Origin of the sequence: Ruegeria sp. ANG10, from assembly GCF_040705255.1 — a bacterium.
GTDB lineage: Bacteria > Pseudomonadota > Alphaproteobacteria > Rhodobacterales > Rhodobacteraceae > Ruegeria.
Genome location: NZ_JBFCVU010000007.1, coordinates 200,107 through 220,184, shown reverse-complemented (window position 1 = coordinate 220,184; position 20,078 = coordinate 200,107). Strand labels below are relative to the sequence as shown.

The 20,078-nt window shown below is 54.1% G+C and carries 17 protein-coding genes; 16 read left to right on the top strand and 1 reads right to left on the bottom strand.

Annotated elements, in window-relative coordinates; all coding sequences use genetic code 11:
- Window positions 1-2 precede the first annotated feature (2 nt).
- The 16 genes from AB1A64_RS15810 (at window position 3) to AB1A64_RS15735 (ending at window position 19,148) form a co-directional block, all read left to right on the top strand.
- Window positions 3-1,280, top strand: coding sequence for a glutamine synthetase family protein (locus AB1A64_RS15810; protein WP_366552308.1), 1,278 nt, complete (start codon window positions 3-5; stop codon window positions 1,278-1,280).
- 94 nt (window positions 1,281-1,374) lie between these two features.
- Window positions 1,375-2,757, top strand: coding sequence for an aldehyde dehydrogenase family protein (locus AB1A64_RS15805; protein ID WP_366552280.1), 1,383 nt, complete (start codon window positions 1,375-1,377; stop codon window positions 2,755-2,757).
- A complete protein-coding gene (locus tag AB1A64_RS15800) occupies window positions 2,754-3,899 on the top strand; it encodes an iron-containing alcohol dehydrogenase (protein WP_366552279.1) in 1,146 nt (381 codons plus the stop codon). Before AB1A64_RS15805 ends, AB1A64_RS15800 begins: the two co-directional genes overlap by 4 nt.
- Before the next feature lie 249 nt (window positions 3,900-4,148).
- Window positions 4,149-4,982 (top strand): DeoR/GlpR family DNA-binding transcription regulator, encoded by an 834-nt coding sequence (locus AB1A64_RS15795; protein ID WP_366552278.1) that lies wholly within the window; start codon window positions 4,149-4,151, stop codon window positions 4,980-4,982.
- Window positions 4,983-5,035: 53 nt separating this feature from the next.
- Window positions 5,036-7,075, top strand: coding sequence for an ABC transporter substrate-binding protein (locus AB1A64_RS15790; protein WP_366552277.1), 2,040 nt, complete (start codon window positions 5,036-5,038; stop codon window positions 7,073-7,075).
- A 72-nt stretch (window positions 7,076-7,147) separates the two neighbouring features.
- Entirely contained in the window at window positions 7,148-8,152 is a 1,005-nt protein-coding gene (locus AB1A64_RS15785) for an ABC transporter permease (RefSeq protein ID WP_366552276.1), read from the top strand.
- 5 nt (window positions 8,153-8,157) lie between these two features.
- Entirely contained in the window at window positions 8,158-9,300 is a 1,143-nt protein-coding gene (locus tag AB1A64_RS15780) for an ABC transporter permease (RefSeq protein WP_366552275.1), read from the top strand.
- Complete coding sequence (locus tag AB1A64_RS15775; protein ID WP_366552274.1) at window positions 9,297-10,292, top strand: ABC transporter ATP-binding protein; 996 nt, start codon at window positions 9,297-9,299, stop codon at window positions 10,290-10,292. The genes AB1A64_RS15780 and AB1A64_RS15775 overlap by 4 nt, the downstream gene beginning before the upstream one ends.
- On the top strand, window positions 10,289-11,287 hold the full coding sequence (locus AB1A64_RS15770; protein ID WP_366552273.1) for an oligopeptide/dipeptide ABC transporter ATP-binding protein: 999 nt from the start codon (window positions 10,289-10,291) through the stop codon (window positions 11,285-11,287). The genes AB1A64_RS15775 and AB1A64_RS15770 overlap by 4 nt, the downstream gene beginning before the upstream one ends.
- Window positions 11,288-11,632: 345 nt before the next feature.
- Window positions 11,633-12,733 carry a glycosyltransferase gene (locus tag AB1A64_RS15765; protein WP_366552272.1) on the top strand — a complete coding sequence of 367 codons (1,101 nt, stop codon included), beginning with the start codon at window positions 11,633-11,635 and terminating at the stop codon, window positions 12,731-12,733.
- Window positions 12,730-13,920 carry a glycosyltransferase family 4 protein gene (locus tag AB1A64_RS15760; RefSeq protein WP_366552271.1) on the top strand — a complete coding sequence of 397 codons (1,191 nt, stop codon included), beginning with the start codon at window positions 12,730-12,732 and terminating at the stop codon, window positions 13,918-13,920. The genes AB1A64_RS15765 and AB1A64_RS15760 overlap by 4 nt, the downstream gene beginning before the upstream one ends.
- Window positions 13,913-14,656 (top strand): hypothetical protein, encoded by a 744-nt coding sequence (locus AB1A64_RS15755; RefSeq protein ID WP_366552270.1) that lies wholly within the window; start codon window positions 13,913-13,915, stop codon window positions 14,654-14,656. Before AB1A64_RS15760 ends, AB1A64_RS15755 begins: the two co-directional genes overlap by 8 nt.
- A gap of 46 nt (window positions 14,657-14,702) precedes the next feature.
- Window positions 14,703-15,350, top strand: coding sequence for a hypothetical protein (locus AB1A64_RS15750; RefSeq protein ID WP_366552269.1), 648 nt, complete (start codon window positions 14,703-14,705; stop codon window positions 15,348-15,350).
- A complete protein-coding gene (locus AB1A64_RS15745) occupies window positions 15,344-16,600 on the top strand; it encodes a hypothetical protein (RefSeq protein WP_366552268.1) in 1,257 nt (418 codons plus the stop codon). Before AB1A64_RS15750 ends, AB1A64_RS15745 begins: the two co-directional genes overlap by 7 nt.
- A 108-nt stretch (window positions 16,601-16,708) precedes the next feature.
- A complete protein-coding gene (wzy, locus tag AB1A64_RS15740) occupies window positions 16,709-18,181 on the top strand; it encodes an O-antigen polysaccharide polymerase Wzy (RefSeq protein WP_366552267.1) in 1,473 nt (490 codons plus the stop codon).
- A 304-nt stretch (window positions 18,182-18,485) separates the two neighbouring features.
- Entirely contained in the window at window positions 18,486-19,148 is a 663-nt protein-coding gene (locus tag AB1A64_RS15735; RefSeq protein ID WP_366552266.1) for a sulfotransferase family 2 domain-containing protein, read from the top strand.
- Window positions 19,149-19,287: 139 nt separating this feature from the next.
- Here the strand turns inward: AB1A64_RS15735 and AB1A64_RS15730 are convergent, their stop codons facing one another.
- Window positions 19,288-20,049 (bottom strand): helix-turn-helix transcriptional regulator, encoded by a 762-nt coding sequence (locus AB1A64_RS15730; RefSeq protein WP_366552265.1) that lies wholly within the window; start codon window positions 20,047-20,049, stop codon window positions 19,288-19,290.
- Window positions 20,050-20,078 lie beyond the last annotated feature (29 nt).

The following is a 20,078-nucleotide window of genomic DNA, read 5'->3' as shown; positions in this document are numbered from 1 at the left end:
ACATGCAGGGACGTTTGATGGGCAAACGCTTTCATGCGGGTCACTTTGTTGCGGGGGCATGGGAAGAAACGCATTGCTGCAACTATCTGCTGGCGACGGATTTGGAGATGGGTACGCCGGATGGCTATGCCTCGACCAGTTGGGAGCGAGGCTATGGCGATTACGTCATGAAGCCGGACCTCAGCACGCTGCGCCCTGTTCCATGGCTGGAAGGCACTGTGATGGTGATGTGCGATGTGCTGGATCACCACACCCACGAAGAAGTGCCGCACGCGCCGCGCTCGATCCTGAAAAAGCAGGTCAACCGTCTGAAGGCGATGGGCTATGACGCGATGTGCGCGACCGAGCTGGAGTTCTTTCTGTTCGAGAAGAGCTTTGACCAGATTCGTAAGGAGGGCTTCCGCGATCTGGCTCCGATCTCGGGCTACAACGAGGACTACCACATCCTGCAGACCACCAAGGAAGAGCATGTGATGCGTCCGATCCGCAACCATCTGTGGAATGCGGGGATACCGGTTGAAAACTCGAAAGGTGAGGCCGAGACCGGGCAGGAAGAGCTGAACATCAAATATGCGGCGGCAATGGAGACGGCCGAGTATCACTCGATCGCCAAGAATGCGGTGAAAGAGATTGCCTGGCAGCACGGCCATGCGGCGACCTTCCTGCCGAAATGGCATCATGACAAGGTGGGCAGTTCGTCCCATGTGCATCAGTCGCTGTGGGCAGACGGTCAGCCGGCATTTTTCGATAAGTCGGATGCGTTAGGCATGTCGGCGCTGATGAAAAGCTACATGGCGGGGCTGCTGAAATACGCGCCGGACTACACCTATTTCATGGCACCCTACATCAACAGCTACAAGCGCTTCATGAAGGGCACCTTTGCGCCCACGCGGATCATTTGGTCGGTGGACAATCGCACGGCCGGATACCGTTTGTGTGGCGATGGCACCAAGGCGGTGCGGGTCGAATGCCGCATTCCGGGCTCGGACATGAACCCGTATCTGGCGATGGCCGGGATGCTGGCGGCTGGAATTGCCGGGATCGAGGAAGGGCTGGAGCTGCAGCCGCCCACCCAAGGCGATGTCTATCAGGGCGACACCGGCATGATCCCGGGTACGTTGAAGGATGCACGAAACGCCCTGCATGGGTCGGCCATGTTGCGCGCGGCCATGGGGGATGAAGTGGTAGATCACTATACCCGCGCGGCAGAGGTCGAGATCGAGGAATTCGAGCGTGTGGTAACCGATTGGGAAGTTGCCCGCGGGTTCGAGCGGGCGTGAGCTTGGGCCAGGCTGGGGGCTCTGCCCCCAGTCCCCGAGGTATTTTTGGCCAGATGAAGCAGGGGATCCTGCCGTCTTTCGAAATGGAGTGGTTATGGGGCAGATGTTGAAATGTGTCTCACCGATTGATGGATCGGTTTTTGCGGAACGCGAGGTTCTGTCGCGCGAGGCTGCGTTTGAGGTTGCAGCAAAGGCGCGGGCTGCGCAGGCGAACTGGGCGGCGCGGCCGTTGCAAGAGCGTATCGATCGTGTGATGGCGGGCGTGGCGGCTGTTGGTGCGATGAATGATGTGATCGTGCCCGAGCTGGCTCATATGATGGGTCGCCCGGTGCGCTATGGCGGTGAGTTTGGTGGCTTTCACGAGCGCGCCAGCCATATGGCCGGGATCGCCGAGGCGTCGATGGCAGATATCGCGGTGGGCGAGGATGAGACCTTCAAACGCTATATCAAGCGCCTTCCGCACGGGGTGGTGTTTGTGGTGGCGCCCTGGAATTACCCCTACATGACGGCGATCAACACGGTTGCCCCGGCGCTGATTGCGGGCAACACGGTGGTCCTGAAACATGCCACCCAGACCCTGCTGGTGGGTGAGCGGATGGCGCAGGCCTTCCATGCAGCTGGCGTGCCGACAGATGTGTTCCAGAACGTGTTCCTCAGCCACGATGTGACCAACGATCTGATTGCGGGCAATGCGTTCGACTTTGTGAACTTCACCGGCTCGGTCGGCGGCGGCCAAGCGATGGAGCGCGCGGCGGCGGGCACTTTTACCGGTGTGGGCACCGAGCTGGGCGGCAAGGACCCCGGCTATGTCATGGAGGATGCCGATCTGGACGCGGCGGTCGATACGCTGATCGACGGGGCCATGTTCAACGCGGGCCAGTGCTGCTGCGGGATCGAGCGAATTTACGTGCATGAGAGCCTCTATGATGACTTCGTCGCCAAAGCGGTTGAGATTGTGCAAGGCTACAAGCTGGGCAACCCGCTGGATCCGGAGACCACCATGGGCCCGATGGCCAATGTGCGGTTCGCCAATGAGGTGCGCGCGCAGATTGCCGAGGCGGTGGCCGATGGTGCGGTGGCCCATATCGAACCCTTCGCCGAAGATGACGGTGGCGCCTATCTGACCCCGCAAATTCTGACCAATGTGACCCATGACATGCGGGTGATGCGGGATGAAAGCTTTGGCCCGGTGGTGGGCATCATGAAGGTCTCGTCCGACGCCGAAGCCATCGCGTTGATGAATGACAGCGAATTTGGCCTGACCGCCAGCCTGTGGACCCGCGATGTGGACCGAGCGGCGCGTGTGGGTGATCAGATCGAGACCGGCACCGTGTTCATGAACCGGGCCGATTATCTGGATCCCGGCCTGTGTTGGACCGGCTGCAAGAATACCGGGCGGGGCGGTGGCCTGTCGGTCATCGGCTATCACAACCTGACCCGTCCCAAATCCTACCATCTGAAGAAGGTGACATCATGAGCCTTGTTGGAAACTGGTCCTACCCGACCGCGATCAAATTCGGCGCTGGCCGCATCAAGGAATTGCCCGAGGCCTGTGCGGCTGCTGGCATGAAAAAGCCGCTGCTGGTTACCGACAAGGGGCTGGCCGATCTGCCGATCACAACTGCGACGCTGGATATCATGGAGGCCGCCGGTCTGGGCCGGGGTCTGTTCAGCGACGTAGACCCGAACCCGAATGAAATGAACCTCGAAGCCGGCGTTGCCGCCTATAACGCCGGCTGTCATGACGGGGTGATCGCTTTTGGCGGCGGCTCGGGGCTGGATCTGGGCAAGATGGTGGCCTTCATGGCCGGCCAGACGCGGCCCGTTTGGGATTTTGAAGACGTCGACGACTGGTGGACCCGCGCCGACGCCGATGTCATCGCGCCGATTATCGCGGTGCCGACCACCGCCGGGACCGGCTCGGAAGTGGGGCGCGCCAGCGTCATCACCAATTCCGAAACCCATGCCAAGAAGATCATCTTCCACCCCAAGGTTCTGCCGACGGTGGTGATCTGCGACCCGGAGCTGACCGTGGGCATGCCCAGGTTCATCACCGCAGGCACAGGTCTGGATGCCTTTGCCCATTGCGTCGAGGCGTTCTCGAGCCCGCATTACCACCCGATGAGCCAGGGCATCGCGCTGGAAGGTATGCGGCTGGTCAAAGAGTATCTGCCCCGCGCCTATGCGGACGGCACCGATCTCGAGGCCCGCGCCCATATGATGAGCGCAGCCTCGATGGGCGCTACCGGGTTCCAGAAAGGTCTGGGCGCGATCCACGCTATGAGCCACCCCATCGGGGCGGTGTTTAACACCCATCACGGCACCACCAACGCGGTCTGCATGCCCGGCGTTCTGGAGTTCAACGCCCCTGCCATTGCCGACCGGTTCCAGATGGCGGCCGATTATCTGGGCATCCAGGGCGGCTTTGACGGCTTCCGCGCCTTTGTGCAGGATTTCAACGACGAGTTGGGCATTCCGCGCAAACTGTCTGACCTGGGCGTGACTGAGGCCGCAATCCCTGAACTGGTCCAAGGCGCAATCATCGACCCATCATGCGGTGGGAACCCCGTTGAGCTGACCGAAAACAACCTCAAAACGCTGTTCAAAGCAGCGTTGTGAAAGCAAGGGCCTCGGCGGACACTCTGCCGGGGCCCGAATTTATAATCACCAGTGGTATTCCACAGCGTTAAGCCGGTAGGTCTTACCGTACAAAAGCAGTCAAGTGCTCATATTTCAGTAGACCAGACGCCTTCCAGTCGATGACCGGATTTATTGGAAAATATAAAAAAATCCCCGCAAATCAAATATTGTCACAAAACATTCACAATTTTTGTGGATTTTTAAGTGAAACTATGTTGGGCTTCAAAAATGGATCACGATAGCGATAATATCCCTCATCGGGGCCGTGAACTTCTGGATGTCCTGGCAAGGTTGGGGGGCTCGGCGCGCAATACCCAGATTGCGCAGGTTATGGACGTTTCTGAGGAAACTGTTCGTCGACTGGTCAAAGCGCTGGCGCAAAAAAACATGGTTGAGAGGGTGCATGGGGGAACCTTTCTTTCCCGGGCGCAGGACACGCCGATGTTTTCCGGAGCGTTGGAGCAAAATGCCGAAGAAAAGACGCTTATTGCCAACAAGGTCAGCCAAATGATCGAAGACGGCATGGTGCTGTTCATTACGGTGGGCTCAACGACCACACATGTTGCCGAGCAGCTGCGCGATCTGAAGAACCTGACCGTGGTCAGCAACTCGTTATCGGTTGTCGCCTCGTTGGCTGATCACAACGGAACGCGAGCGATCCTTGCCGGTGGTGAGGTTATTCGATCCGAACGCGGCAGCTTTGGTCGTGCAGCCGAGGAACTGGCCTGCCAATACAGTTATGATGCGGTGATTTGCGGTGCAGACGCCATATCGCTTTCCGGTGGCGTGTTGGCTTCGAACCCGCTGGAGGCTGAGTTGACGCGCGCGTTGCTTAAAAATACGCGGCGCATGATTGTCGCAACCGATCACACGAAATTCGGGGAACGAGCGACCAATGTATCCTGCCGATTTGACCAGGTGACCGATTTGGTGACCGACATTCCCCCGTCTGAAACTTTCACCACAGCTTTGAAGGATGCGGGAGTTGCAGTCCATGTCGCTGCGCTGCGTGGCAAAAAAAAGAAAAAGAAGAAGAAAACCGACGTTGCTGCAGTCAACTAATCGGTTTCACAAGCAAATAAAAAACGAAACTGACGTTACCGTAGGGAGAAAACATGAAACAGCTTCTGATGTCAGGTGTGGCCTTGGTCACTCTGGGGGGAACTGCCTGGGCGAATTGTCCGGCAGCGACAGTGGCAGATATGCAGGGTGTATCTGACGGGGCTTATCCGCAGCAATTTGATCTGGCTGAGTTTCAGTCGGCCGCGGGCTGTACGCTAAGCTTTGCAGAAAACCCAGCCATTGCAGATCTAAATGGTAAAATCCGTGGCAATGGCGACCTGCCTGCGGTGGCGGATCGTCTGCCGGCTGAACCTCTGGTCATCGTGCCATATGACTCGATCGGTCAGTATGGTGGGGTTCTGGATGCGCTGTCCAACGCCACCGAAAGCGGCACGTCAGACTTCTTGTCTGTACGTCACGTGAACCTGTTCCGGTATTCCGACGATCTTCAGACCTTGGTGCCCAATGTGGCCAAGTCATGGGAATGGAGCGATGATTTCACCCAACTGACCGTGCATCTGCGCGAAGGTCACAAGTGGTCGGACGGGGCGCCCTTCACCGCGGCGGATGTGGTGTTCTGGTATGACAACCTGATGATGGACACCAATGTCATCGCCGAAGCCAAGGATTATGCGCTGGCAGGCGGTCAGCCGATGAAGGTTGAGGCACTGGACGATACCACGGTACAGTTCACTCTGGCCGCACCCAAGCCTGGCCTGACCGAGACGTTCTCGTTCACCTATGTGCAGCCATACCAGCCCAAGCATTTCTTTGAAAAATTCCACCCGGCGTTGGATGAAAATGCGGACGCCAACGCACAGGCGCTTGGGTATGAAAACGGTTATGAGTTGATCAAGGCGTATTACGGTAACTCGGACTGGATGGATACGCCGTCGCCGATGTTGACGGCGGGTGACAAGCTGGCAGGACTTCCCAAGGATGCTATGCCGACCCTTGAAAGCCATATTCTTGTGAAGGAAAGCACCGAAGGGCGCCACTATGTCGCCAACCCCTATTTCTTCCAGGTCGACACTCAGGGTAACCAGTTGCCCTATATCTCGGAAATGGATGAAACCTATGTCCCGGATGAAGAGGTGCGTAACCTCAAGCTGCTGAACGGTGAGGTGGATTACAAATCTCAGGGTGTGAACCTGACATCTGCTCCAGTTCTTTTGGAGGGTCAGGAAAGCGGCAACTACACATTGGAAGTGAAGCCTGCGATCGGCTATCCGGTGCTGACGTTTAACGTGACCGCCGAGGATGAGGGCAAACGAGCGCTTTTCAACGACATCCGTTTCAGAACGGCCATGTCGGTTGCGATGGACCGCAATCAGCTGAACGAAGTCACCGCATTCGGGTTGGGTGAGCCGACACAGTATATCGGTTTCTCGCCGCGCCCGGACTTCATTGATGCTAAGTGGTCAGAGTACGAGGCTGGTTTTGATCAGGACCGCGCCAATGCTCTGCTGGATGAGGTCGGCCTTGTTGACCAGAACGGCGATGGTTTCCGTGACCTGCCAAACGGTGACCCGCTTGTGCTGGATTGGCAGTTCTCGACGCAATCCGCATCTGCTCAGCTGGTGGAACTAATCGCCCAGAACTGGAAAGATGTGGGCGTCAACACCGCGATCAAAGAAGTCACCTCGGATGAGTTCCGCGCTGCGCAATCGGCCAATACGCTGGACATGGGTATGTGGCTCAAGAGCCAGCCTGCCGGTTCGGTTCTGGGTGACGGCGAAATCTGGGTGCCACCGTTCGATGGATATTTCGATGTGCGTACCGGGATGCTCTGGGCTGAATACCTTAGCTCGAACGGTGAAAACGGTGTGGAACCGCCCGCATGGGTTGCTGATCTGAAAGCCGCTCTGGATACGTACCAATCCAGCGCACCAGGATCAGAGGCATCCGTCGCTGCTGCTCAGAAGATGGTTGAGATCATGACCGGCGAACTGCTGTTCATCGGCACGGTCAACTCGCCGGCACCGATCTACCACTCGAACAATCTGCAGAACTTTACCGAGTTCAAGACGCAGTCCTATGAGTTCTATCGGACCTATCCGTACCGCCCTGCACAGTGGTGGTTGTCCGAATAATCCGATTTTCGATCTGAGATGACGGAATGGGGCGTTCGCGCCCCGTTCCAATTGCTAGCCGGGAACAAAGACATGCTCCAATTCGCTCGCTTTGCCGCCACGCGCGCGGTGATGGCTGTGGTTACACTTGTATTGGTATCCCTCATCGTGTTCACGCTGATGGAGCTTGTGCCGGGCGATTGTGCGGAACGCTATCTTGCCTACAAAAACACCCAAGGTTCGGCCATCACACTGGCGGATATCGAAGCCGAACGGGCCCGACTGGGACTGGATCGCCCGTTCCTGACACGCTGGGCCAGTTGGCTGAGCGGTGCGTTCCGCGGTGATTTCGGTGAAAGCTGTATACTGCGCGTGAATATCGCGCAGCTTTTGGGCGATAAGTTCTGGATCTCGTTGTGGATCTGCCTTGGGTCGTTGACCTTGGCCTATATGATCGCGCTTCCCGTGGGCATTATCTCGGCTGCTTCCAAGAACGCATTCCTCAACAACTCGCTGCGCCTGATCAGCTATCTGGGTCTGGCCATGCCCAACTTTCTGCTGGCGCTGATGGTGATGCTGTTTTCCACCATCTATTTCGGAGAAACTCTCACCGGCCTGTTCAGCCCGGAATATCGCGAGGCCCCCTGGTCGTGGGCCAAGTTCGTGGATCTGCTGAAACATGCATGGTTGCCCATATTCATTCTGGGCTGGTCCGCAACCGCTTTTGCGTTGCAGACCGTTCGCGCGTTGATGTCGGATGAGATCGGCAAGCTTTATGTTACCGCTGCTGCGGCGCGCGGCATCTATGGCCGCCGTCTGTTGTGGCGTTATCCTGCCCGTCACGCGCTTGGGCCAATCGTCAACTCGCTGGGATTCGACCTGAACCGTATCTTCAACGAGCTGCCCATTGTTGCCCTGATCCTGACCTTAACCGAAGCAGGGTCACTGCTGCTGGAGGCTCTGGCACGGTCGAACGACCAGCAATTGGCCGGCGCCATCATCTTTCTGCTGACAGCCGCCATCGTCACGCTGAATTTTGCCACGGATATCCTGTTGGCCGTGATTGATCCGCGCGTGCGCAAGAGCATTCTGAGGTAAGATCCATGTCTGCAAAAACCTCCACAAAAATTGACGATCAGAAGGCCAAGGAGGCGTATTTCACGGCCTCTCAAAGACAGCTGATCTGGGCCAGGTTCAAAAAGCAACGCGCGGCGATGATTGCCGCCACCGTATTGGTTGTGCTGATCTTATCGGGCCTCTTTGCGCCATTCCTGTCGCCCTACGACCCAACGGTTGCCGGTCGAGATAAGGACTACCTAAACGGTGCGCCTCAGATACCGAAATTCTGCGACAAGAATGGCTGTTCAATCCGTCCCTTCCTGCACACTGTTACTCGTGAGCGGTCACTTGCGACCAACTTTCGCTGGGTCGAAAAGATAAACGAGGATGAGCGCCGCTATATGCAGTTTTTCGTGAGCGGCGACAGTTACAAACTGTTCGGTTTCATTCCAGGAAACATCCATCTGTTTGGCATGGATCAGGGCTACGTCCATCTGTTCGGCACCGACAGTGCGGGTAAGGATATCTTCTCGCGCACGCTGCACGCGGTCTGGACGTCGCTTCAAGTGGGGACGTTGGGGGTGGTGATCTCGTTCGTGTTGGCTTTGATAATCGGGGGGGTGGCTGGATATTATGGCGGAGCCATAGATAGCGTGATCCAGATGATTACCGATGCAGTCAGGACGGTGCCATCCATCCCGCTGTTCATGGCTATTGCCGCCTTTATCCCACCCGAATGGTCAGCCGAGACCCGATTTTTCGTCATAACCCTGATCCTTGGGCTGGTGGGGTGGCCAACATTGGCCCGGCGGGTACGGACCCATCTGCTGACCGAGCGCAATCAGGAATACGTGCTGGCCGCGCAATTGTGCGGGGCCCCCGCTGGTCACGTCATCAGGCGGCATCTTCTGCCAAGCTTTACCAGCTATATCATCGTCGACTTGGTCATTTCGTTCCCCTACGTGGTCCTGTCGGAAACGGCGCTCAGCTTTATTGGGCTGGGTCTCAAGGATCCGGTGAATTCATTAGGTGTCATGCTGCAGAACGTGACCAAAGCCGATGTCTTGTTGAACTATCATTGGTACTTCATCCCGGTTCTTTTCTTCATCGCGCTTGTCATGGCCTTCGTCTTTGTCGGCGACGGGTTGCGTGATGCTGCCGATCCCTATTCGGAGACCCGTAAATGAGCCTGATCGACGTCGAAAACCTGACGCTGCAATTCAAGACCGACGAAGGGCTGATCACCGCGGTCGACAACGTGTCATTTTCGCTGGCCCCGGGCGAGGTCATGGGCCTTGTGGGTGAAAGCGGCTCGGGCAAATCTGTGACCGCGAAATCGCTGATGAAGCTTAATCCGGGCAATGCAGTCTACGCGCCGGAAAGCCGTATCACGCTTCATCTGGACAGCGGGCCGGTAGATGTTCTTGCCTTGCAACGCCCGCGAGATATGGAAGTCGTGCGTGGCGGGGCGATCAGCATGATCTTTCAGGAACCGATGGCCAGTTTTGCGCCTGCGATGACTATTGGCAGCCAGATGGTCGAGCAGCTGTTGATCCATACGGATATGTCCAAAAAACAGGCCCGCGAACTGTCGATTGAGATGCTGGACCGTGTTGGTATTTCCGATGCGCCCACTCGGTTTGGGCAATACGCATTTGAAATGTCCGGCGGCATGCGTCAGCGGGCGATGATTGCCATGGCGTTGTCGACCAAGCCAAAGCTTCTGATCGCAGATGAGCCCACAACGGCGCTGGATGTGACGATCCAAGCTCAGGTCATCGACCTGATGAAGGACCTGGTGGATGAGTTCGGCATGGGAATCATCTTTATCACCCATGACCTTGGTGTGGTCGCGCAGACAGCGGACAAGGTGGCGGTGATGTATCTGGGCAAGATGATTGAACAAGGCCCGGTGCGTGAGGTGATCCGCAACCCCTATCACCCGTATACCCAAGGGCTGATCGATGCGCTGCCGCAGCTTGACGATCTGGACAAACCGCTGATGCCTGTGCCGGGCGATATACCATCACCGCTGGAACGCCCCGAAGGCTGCGTTTTCCATACCCGTTGCAGCAAGATTGTAGGCGATGTCTGTCGAACGATTGTTCCGGGCTGGTCCGACACCGGCGAAAACCATCGCACGGCCTGCCACCTTTGTGATCAGGGACAAACAGCATGAGCAACGACAATCTGATCGAAACCCAGGACCTGTCGGTTGGGTTCCCTGTCGGCGGGAAAATTTTCAACAAAAGTGTCCTGATGGCGGTCAACGAAGTTTCGCTGTCGATCCCCCGCGGGTCCTTTTTCGGGGTGGTCGGTGAGAGCGGTTCGGGCAAAACGACCTTTGGCCGCGCCCTTCTGAATGCCGCTCCCATCACTGGTGGCAGCGCCCATTATGATGATGGAGAGGTCAGCTATGATCTGGGCAAGCTGGCCGGGGCCGACCTGAAGGAATACCGCCGCCGTGCGCAGCTGATTTTTCAGGACCCGTATGCTGCGCTGTCCCCGCGTATGACCGTGCGCGACATTATTGCCGAACCTCTGGAAGTCATGGGTCTGTGCAACTCTCGCGAAGAGGTGGACGAGCGTGTGCGCGAAATCGCCAGCTTGTGCCGGCTGAACCTGGAACATTTGCGCCGGTTTCCGCATGCTTTTTCTGGGGGGCAACGTCAGCGGATTTCCATTGCCCGAGCGCTGGTGTCCAAACCCCGGTTTGTGGTGGCAGACGAAAGCGTCGCGGCGCTGGATGTTTCCATTCAGGCCGACATCCTGAACCTGTTAAAGTCGCTTCAGGATGAGATGGGGCTGACCTATCTGTTCATCAGCCATGATCTGTCGGTGGTGGCCCATACCTGCGATCATGTCGCAGTGATGTATCTGGGGCAGATCATGGAAAGTGCCCCGACGCGTCAGCTGTTCCAGTCGCCGCGCCACCCATACACTAAAGCTCTGTTTTCAGCGATCCCGTCTCTGGACCCGGATGATCGCGGCAAAGCGCAGAAACTTGAAGGTGAAATTCCGTCGCCAACCAATCGCCCCAGCGGCTGTCAGTTTCACACACGATGTCCTTTTGCCACGGACCTGTGCAAGCGGGAGGAGCCTCATTTGGAGACCTGCGAGGCGGGCCACGCAGTAAGTTGTCATAGATGGCGTGAATTGCAGTTGGCGGGTTAATCAGGGTCAAAGTCTTGGTTGCCGTCAAATTGGTTCAACGCCATTGAGGCGATGGAGACAATTGATGAGCAAAGTGACTTTGGGGGACGTTTAAAGCTTTTTAGTTTCCCCGCGCAGTCGCATCAACATTTCAGAAAACTAAAGCCAGCCTCGTTCCGAGGGACCGTTGTCTGCGTGCAAAAATGCACCCTGACCTATGCTCCTTTATGAAAAAAGTGATCCAAATTGAGGGAGGTCGGGCAAAAAAGACATGCCTACCTCTCGTTGTGGGTTTTGGTGAACTGAGAAGCTTGCTACGGGACGCTCAACTATAGATTATTTTTTCCGACTTCATGAAAATTACCAATGCCAGAACATTTTGAACGAACAAAATTGAATGTTGCCAAAGTTATGCATGTCATCGCGCATATGGAGAAAGGGGGAGCTGAGCGTCAAATGATGTTGCTGACGCAAGCTTCCAGACATAGCCATGTCATTGCAGTCCTCAAGGGAAACGAAATCGCGAGTGACACTCCGGTAGTGTTGTTGGAAAATCTCAACCCAGTGAAGATTTTTTCCAAAATCCAAACTGCTATCCGGGAGTATGGCATTGACATTGTGCAACTATGGCTGCCTGACCGGATTACAATTCCGGCGATGTTGGCGGCGAGATCCAATGGCTGTCGAGTAATCAGTGGCGATCGTCGTAAGGTACGTAACTACGGTGGGGGCGCCTTTCGAGACAGGCTGCCGTATATCAACCATGTGGTTGCGGATCTGGTGGTGCCTAATTATCCTCATTTCCCACCGCCTTTGTCATTGCGTCGGGTATTGGGCGTACCACGCAAAACAAAGACCATTGCAAATGGCTTAGCGCTGAAAGCCTGCGAGGTCACGATCTCAAGCCACCCAACACGTCTGTTGTTCGTTGGGCGACTGGTCGAGCAAAAACGTGTGCAACCCTTGGTCGAGAAAATGCCGCGCATTCTGGCAGAAACCGGGATCCAAGGTCTCGACATCGTAGGTGAAGGGCCAGAAGAGGCGGCCATCCGCAATAGTATCAAGCGATTGGGGCTTGCGGATAACGTCCGGTTGCATGGCCGTCTTACGGGTTGGGGCGAGTGTTTCAGCCCTGAGTCGCATATGCTGGTGCTTCCCAGCGCTTCCGAGGGCATGTCCAATACACTGTTTGAGGCGATCTCTTGGGGATATTTTGCGTTAACCAGCCAGAGCAGAGAGCTTGATGCTATGCTCTGCGGGTGGAAACACAAGCCGGTTACGTTTGACCACGAAAACCTCAACTCATTGGTGGAGCAGCTTCGAAATACTAACGCTAGTCCAATAGAGAGCATCCAGACCCGTTTGCGTAGCATGCAGTCTGATCTAGTGGAGTTCAGCGTTGAGCGGATGGCGGCCTCCTATGACGGTATTTATGATCAATTATCCCTGAAAAAAGCCACCTCATGACCAGGCCTACATTTCTTGCCCTGGCGGCGACCAACTCTGCACAAGGTGGCGTAACAGGTGCCGCGATTGGTACCGAGGTCGTATTGGACGTTCTACAGCCTTATTGCAGGATCGAACTCATCGAGCTGAAGACCAACGGATTGAGAAACTTGGCGGCCACTACCCTGTTCGAGCGCCTACGCACCGCGGTTGGTGCCACTATCATGTCTGTTGATTTATTAGCACGGCTTGCAATGCGCGGACTGCGGCGTGCGAAAGTGGACTACGTCTATTTTCTGCCTGCAGCTTCGAAAATGGGGATATTGCGCAACGCGGCCACCGTTTTTGTAGTTCGGCTGCTTTTTCGCAACTCCGTCCTGGTCTTCCATATTCGGAACGGAAACTACTTTGCGCCCATGACCGGGTTAATGGGTTACTTGCACCGCTATGTGAATAAGCAGGCCAACAACATTTTGGTCCTTAGTCCGAGCCTATTGCCGGAAGACCCGGCCGCGTGTGGTCTCAACCTGCAGAAGGTCTGTATCTTGCCGAACACGATTGATGCGGCGCTTGTTCCAAAGCAGGTTCCGGTAAAACCTGCGCCACCACGACCGCTGAAAGTGCTTTATCTGTCGAACTTCATTAAGGAAAAGGGCTATCTTGCGCTGCTTGAAGCATGCGAAATTCTGTGTCAGCGAGGAGTGGGAGATCAGTTTTCGCTTACGTTTCGCGGCAAATGGTTATCTGCGGAAGACCGGTGCGCCTTTGAACACCGTGCAGCCGAGCTTTCCATACATGGCCTAAACGTGGATATTGGAGACACTGTTGTGGAGAGATGCGAGGTGCAGCGTTTATATTCGCAACACCACGTATTTTGCCTACCTACCTGCTATGCCGCCGAGGCACAGCCAAGATCGATCCTGGAGGCTATGGCTAATGGGTGCGCCATAGTCGCAACTCGGTATCGCAGTATTCCTGACCAGGTAATATCTGGTGAAACGGGCTTTTTAATTGATGGGCAGAATCCACATCGTCTTGCCGATACGTTGCAGGAATGCGCTCGCGCGGATATTGCGGGCATGGGACAGGCCGGAGCAGAGTTGTTTCAGCAGGGTTTTAGCCCGCAGAGCATCAAGTCTCAGCTTCTGGAGGCGCTCAGCCTTCAGGGTCCCATGGATGTCGATTTACCGAGAGGCGCAGATGTCTAAGAATGTGTCGAAGTTCACGGTATTTTATGTTGTGGGGCAACCACGGTCGGGCAGTACCTTTGTCGGAGATTGGATTGCAAGGGATCGGCGCATCTTAAATGCGGGTGAAGTATGGCAAACCTTTCGTTCACTGGGGTTCGTGAGTGATCCCGGCTTTGAAAAGAGTGGCGGACGGTGGGCGCGACCAGAAGAGCGCGAGCGTAAGAACGCAGAAATCCAGTCAGATTCTTTCTGGTCGCTGGTCATATCTGAAATCGACTTAGCTCCATACGAGTCCCTAATCCAGCAAGCAAAAAATTTTGGAAACGGGATGGTCGATTGCTCAAAAACAGACAAAGGAATTGAGCGATACCTCGCGCTTGGTTGCGAGGTTGTGGTTATACATACACAACGTTCCTTCTCTACCTGGGCCACTTCAATGCAGGGGTACAATCAACGCCATCAACTACCTTATGTCTCTCGTTGGCGCCTGCTACTTGCGTATCTTCGGGTGAATCTTCGCCACAGGCGCTGGAAGACAAAGCTACCTTATTTTCATGTCAAACAAGAGCGCCTGGATAGCTTGGATAGCGATCTTGATCTTGGATTTGCGCCGCGCGGTGCGAAACAGGGGTATGTGCGCGCCGAAATGTTCGGCACGCCCAATTTCACCGGTTCATTCGATGCTGGGCGGGCCACTTACAAGACCGCTCCTGGTGATCGCCTACTTTACAAAATGACCTTGGCCAGCTCTTAAGCCAATTGTGGGTCAGACGATCTAACCGTAATACGAAACGGGTACCATGAATTTTCTTGATAAACCTATCCTTTTTGCAGCGGCAGCAACCCTGCGCAATGCACAATTGGGACGCCATATTTGGGTGACACCAAAAAGCGATCTTGTCATAGAAGGGTACCCGCGATCGGCTAACACATATCTGCACCGCATAGTACGCGCTACCGGGCCAAAGGGCCTGCGGATTGCAAACCATGTTCATCGTCCGCAACAAATCAGCATGGCCGTACGATACGGTATACCGTGTTTTATCCTGTTCCGGCACCCTCTGGACTGCATTGCATCCTATCTAGTGCGTGAGCCAGATTTGAAGGTAGCAGACAGCCTAAAGCAGTATATCGGGTTCGCACAAACCACTTTGGCACACATTTCCGCGCCTCAGATTCATATCGTTACTTTTGATGATGTGATTGAAGATGCCGCGAACATTTCATCGGCTATTTTGCAGAAAATTGGTCATGATGTCACCATAACAACTGAGTTGATCGAAAAGGCGACGCAGGACAAGCGAAAAGAAAAGTCACGCAGTTCATTGCCCAATGCCGAGAAAGATCGCTTGAAACAAAAATACTATGATCAGATATTAGCCTCGCCGCGTTATCTGGAAGCGCTGGAACTGTTTGAGCAGGCTGTCGCATTGAAATGGCCATGCTGAGAGCGCTTTCATCAATAGTTGTTCTACAGGCCCTTGGGGCAGCGTTCGCGCTGGCGACTGTGATCCTACTTACTTCGGCCTTGGGTGCGGATGGTTATGGGCGATATATCTGGATCATTTCGGCTGCGGGTATCGGCAGCTTGGTTTTGCAACGCGGCCAACCTACAACACTTATAAAAAAGTATGCTCCGCTCGACCTTGCTAAGGTCAAGGCGCCTTCTGAGATGGGCAATACTTATTTAATCTATCTGCTTGGGGCATTGGTAACACTCACAATTGCCCTTGTTGCTTCCTTGGGTGCAAGCAATGAGCTGGCTTGGATTGCCTCAGCGGCCTTTGCGCTGACAGCACTGAACATTTCTGACGCGATCTTACGCGCTGCCGAGCGCGGCGTGCGAGCACAGTTTGCCCGTGACTTCCTAAGGCCCATCGCGTTGTTCGGTGGCTTTTTTTTGCTGTGGCTGGCAGAGGTTAAGGAACCAACTGTTTATTTGCTGATCTTTGTTATCTGTACGGCTTTTGCTTCGATCTATTACTTGTGCCCACTTACCTTGCAGGCTGCACGCAATTGGCAGGGGGCTGGATTGGTAAAGACGAACGGAGCACATTTTCAGGTTTCCCTGTCTCGCAGCGTAGGAAATCACCTGCCAATTTTTGTTTCGGGGTTCTTTCTAACACCTGAAACTTTGGCGTATCTCGCGATTGCGATACGGCTGGCGGGCCCCTTAAATTTTGGAGTCAAAGCTGCAAGAGCGGTGTTTGGCGCCCGGATCAATCGCCACGTCAAAGCCAATAAACCCAGCGCTATTCGCCACGATTACAGGATCGCAATCCTGTTTTCACTTTCTATCAGTGTTCTAGCAGCAGTTGGTGTAGCAATCCTTTTGCTGGTCCTTGGGTATTTCGGGCTTGGGCCGGTGGCAGATCTTGCTGATCAAGATCTCTTGCTTTGGGTTTTTGTGACCATTGCGTTCGCTCAACTGTGTCGCGCGGCAGCTGGGCCTGGGCAGCTTACGGCTGTCTTGCTTCACGCGGAACGGTTTGTAAGAAACTACAACATCCTCATGTTGTTGTGTCTGTCAGCCGGACTGATCGTCGCCGGCTTAATCGGGGACGTGCGTCTCTCGGCTATTGTAGTACTATTCTATTCCGCGGGAACTTCTATTGGACTGGTCTGCAAAATCAGGAGTGCATTGCGCGGCTTGAAAAACAACTCAGGGCCTTGTCAGAGGGGTGAGCAACGTGATTGAACACTCCGCGTTAACGTGCCATGGCTTGCGTGACAGCGGCTGGCTCGGGCCTGATCAATCCCACGTAGCTGCAAAAATTAGCAAAAGAGATGCGCTGGGAAAGTGTATATGAAAACGCTTGTAGTATTTTTTGCTTGCGAAGTCGTTTTCTGGAGCGCCGCGGCCCTATTGTGGGGACCGGATATTGATCCCGTCTTTTTGCCAATTCTAGCTTGGATGTGCATTGCGGTATTTTTCGTTCATCTGGTCGTTTTGGCGCTGACGCCGGGGGTCGGAATCGTATCCATGCCTTTCCTTTATCTCGCATCTTTATCGCTCTACCTGTTGGGGCCGTACATACTTTATCTTGAACTTGGCCCTGTGGGCTTGGTTTATTTCAGGGCGATTGATTACGGTTATCTAACCGGTTGCTTGCCACTGATCATGATCGCCGTCGCAGCCTTTTCTTGTGGTGTTCTGACCTGTTCCCGGCGAACAGGCTTTAACATGACAAAGCTGCCTGCAAACAGAAGGCGGGTTGAGGTCACTACCACACTTTTAGCGCTTTGTTTGATTGGCTTTTCGTTTCTGATCATCGCTTTGGACACCGCAAGAGGGGCTGGTTTGAAACCGATGCTTTCGGGTAACTATCATGATTACTCCGACGCAAGAACAGGTGGCTCTCAAAGCAGGCTTTTCATTGCATCGATGACGTGGTTTCTGCCCATCGCCGCCTTGACGTGCAACGCAATGATCAAAAGTCGAGTTCGGCGTCTCGGTTGGTCAGATCTTCTATTTCTCTGCTTAATGAGCATTCTCTTGGTTGCAGGGGATCGAGGAACACTGCTTGCGTGTTTTGCAGGTTGGTTGATCATTCATCAGGCGATTTGCCGTAATGTAACCCCGGTTAAGCTGCTCATCGTTGCGTGTGCCGTCATGGTCTTTGTCCCCTTGATGGAAGTAATGAGAGGGCTAGCTGCTGCAGACTGGTCCCTCAGTCTCATGTTGGAGACCGCAGGAAATCTGTCAGGAACAAAAGAGAAATTTGCAGATAGCACGCTACTAACTTCGCTGGGTCCTTTTTCGCCCTCGCTCATGACCCTTATGGGGACACGGATGCGTGTCGCGGATGGTGAAATGCTGCGGCTTGGCAGTGATTACTTGGGTAATATTCTGGCCGCGATCCCCTTCAACTCAGGAGCTGCGCCAAATAACAGCAATCAAATACACCAGTATCTTATCCCAAGCCGCAAAGGTGGCCCCGGATTCATGGCGATTTCAGAGATGTATTTGAACTTCCATGTTTTCGGGATCGCAGCGGGACATGCAATCTTAGGTCGGATACTTACCAGAATGCACTATTGTATTCGGACGCCAAATATTTCGACCCACGCAATTGCATTTTCCGCAGTCTTCTTTTTTACCTTAATGATTTGGGTGAGAAACGAGTTCAGCTTCGTGGCGCAAATCTGTTTCTTGTGGGCGATGTTTTTTTGGATTTTTCCGCATACATGCCAACACATGTTGCCCTGGAAAAATCGGGCAGCAAACCAAACAGCACCGCGGTCGCAGTTGTATGGTGCGCCTCTGTCAGATACTTGACCGCCGATAGTTTGAGCCAATGCTTACGTATAAACTGCTCAATGCACAGTCATTTGGGTAAGTCAGTGCCCGCCCCCAGACCCTTTACAAATCTTCATAAACACAACCCGCTATGCGGCCATAAATAAAGCAGTTGACCCTGGCAAAAGGACCTGAAATGTCAACACATTGCCTCGGCAGCTGACACTATATTTGACCACAACTAATTGGAAAGTCTGGAAACTGAGACGAGATTGCGAGTGCAGCGCACCGGGAAAAAGATACTTGGTTGCGGCCTAGTTTAAGAAAGTTACAAGGAGAAGTAATGATACTTTCTCGCAGGCATAAATTTATTTTTATCCACATTCCCAAAGCAGCTGGCCAATCGGTCGCCAATGCCTTGATGCCTTTTGCCGCGGGGCCTGTGCAAAGAATGTTATCGCCATTGTTGACCTATAGGCAGCAACTGAAAATATACACAAAGCTTCACGAAAGAACGGGGCTTCGAACAGTGGCTCAACCGTTCAAAGACCACGTTCGGGTTGACGAAGTCGTAGATAAGCTAGGTCAAAAAAATTTTGACGACCTATTTTCTTTTACATTTGTTAGAAACCCTTGGGATCGGCTTTTTTCTACCTATAGCTATACTTTGTCAAACCATCGCCATTGGAACCATTCATTCGCGAAGTCCCTAGGTGATTTTTCTACATTTGCAGAATGGCATTGTGGGCGGGACAACATCCCATTTCAGTCAGAGTTCGTCTTCAACAGGAGCGGGCAGAAATTAGTGAAATATGTAGGGCGGTTCGAAACGATCGAAGACAGCTTTCAGGAAATTTGCGAACAGGTGGGCATAGAATGCCAATTGCCGCGGTTTAACACGTCAAGAAATACTCATTCCTATAGAGAGGCCTTTACACCTCAGACGCGGGATCTTGTTCATCGCACCTACGCCAAAGACATCGAAGCCTTTGGTTACGTATTCTGAGTGGCAGTAGATAGCAATGACCCAGCTATCGTGCCCAGATCGTTTCAAGAAAGTTGCGTTAAAAGTTCAAGGCTGTAGAGTTCGCGCTCCGCAACGAACGATCACAAATAGAAATTAGTTTTTGGGTTCGCCGACCGCCTCAAGCCTCGTGAAGGTGTTTCCTGACGGTTGGATCAATCCTATTGCTTTGGGCAGGATAGATCCCACAAGCAGCAATTGCCTCACGGGCGGTTACACGCTCGTGCAATCGTTTCCAGATTGCCTTGGCAGCGTAGGGATGCGGGTATGGGCGCCATGCGACGCCCATTGTCATGCCTCGCAGATATTTCAGCTGTTGACGGTGTGCGGAATACAAAATCGTATTGGCAACGCTACCTTCGCGCGTAAGTTCGTGCTCTGTCACGAATATCCTGTTTCCGCGCATTGTCACCAAACCGGCATAGCGTGAAATCTGGTGCGTGCTTTTGTCTGGAGACGTGGCAATTTCTCGGGAGCGGATCGCGAACAGCCCATCAACTTCCTGAATTCGAATCAATGAGCAAAAGATCTTTCCTTCCCAAGAAGGGGTGCGGAAGTAGGAATGATAAAATCCTACGTATCGCCGGAGGTTTTTCTGTTGGCCTCGAAAAGGTTCCAAAAAAGCATCCGTTGGCGTTGTTCCGGTGTGTGACAGGGCGCCTTTTAACATGAGTTCGAAGACGCCGGTTTCAGAGAACAAATCGGCTTCTGTCAGGTCGAAATGACGTGCAATGCGACGCATGTTGTAAGCGGAAGGCAAACTGGAGCCATTCAAGTAACGATTGAATTGCTGTCTGTTGACGCCGATATCACGACAAATCTGCGAAATGTTCCCATGTTCTGCGCATAACGACCGCAGGTTGGCAGAAAAATTCTCAGACACAGGCAAAACCTTTCGCGTTCTGACGCGGT

Bases quoted from the DNA above. Each gene is read 5' to 3' on its own strand.
- AB1A64_RS15810 (WP_366552308.1), top strand. From the start codon at position 3: ATGCAGGGACGTTTGATGGGCAAACGCTTTCATGCGGGTCACTTTGTT.
- AB1A64_RS15805 (WP_366552280.1), top strand. From the start codon at position 1,375: ATGGGGCAGATGTTGAAATGTGTCTCACCGATTGATGGATCGGTTTTT.
- AB1A64_RS15800 (WP_366552279.1), top strand. From the start codon at position 2,754: ATGAGCCTTGTTGGAAACTGGTCCTACCCGACCGCGATCAAATTCGGC.
- AB1A64_RS15795 (WP_366552278.1), top strand. From the start codon at position 4,149: ATGGATCACGATAGCGATAATATCCCTCATCGGGGCCGTGAACTTCTG.
- AB1A64_RS15790 (WP_366552277.1), top strand. From the start codon at position 5,036: ATGAAACAGCTTCTGATGTCAGGTGTGGCCTTGGTCACTCTGGGGGGA.
- AB1A64_RS15785 (WP_366552276.1), top strand. From the start codon at position 7,148: ATGCTCCAATTCGCTCGCTTTGCCGCCACGCGCGCGGTGATGGCTGTG.
- AB1A64_RS15780 (WP_366552275.1), top strand. From the start codon at position 8,158: ATGTCTGCAAAAACCTCCACAAAAATTGACGATCAGAAGGCCAAGGAG.
- AB1A64_RS15775 (WP_366552274.1), top strand. From the start codon at position 9,297: ATGAGCCTGATCGACGTCGAAAACCTGACGCTGCAATTCAAGACCGAC.
- AB1A64_RS15770 (WP_366552273.1), top strand. From the start codon at position 10,289: ATGAGCAACGACAATCTGATCGAAACCCAGGACCTGTCGGTTGGGTTC.
- AB1A64_RS15765 (WP_366552272.1), top strand. From the start codon at position 11,633: ATGCCAGAACATTTTGAACGAACAAAATTGAATGTTGCCAAAGTTATG.
- AB1A64_RS15760 (WP_366552271.1), top strand. From the start codon at position 12,730: ATGACCAGGCCTACATTTCTTGCCCTGGCGGCGACCAACTCTGCACAA.
- AB1A64_RS15755 (WP_366552270.1), top strand. From the start codon at position 13,913: ATGTCTAAGAATGTGTCGAAGTTCACGGTATTTTATGTTGTGGGGCAA.
- AB1A64_RS15750 (WP_366552269.1), top strand. From the start codon at position 14,703: ATGAATTTTCTTGATAAACCTATCCTTTTTGCAGCGGCAGCAACCCTG.
- AB1A64_RS15745 (WP_366552268.1), top strand. From the start codon at position 15,344: ATGCTGAGAGCGCTTTCATCAATAGTTGTTCTACAGGCCCTTGGGGCA.
- wzy (WP_366552267.1), top strand. From the start codon at position 16,709: ATGAAAACGCTTGTAGTATTTTTTGCTTGCGAAGTCGTTTTCTGGAGC.
- AB1A64_RS15735 (WP_366552266.1), top strand. From the start codon at position 18,486: ATGATACTTTCTCGCAGGCATAAATTTATTTTTATCCACATTCCCAAA.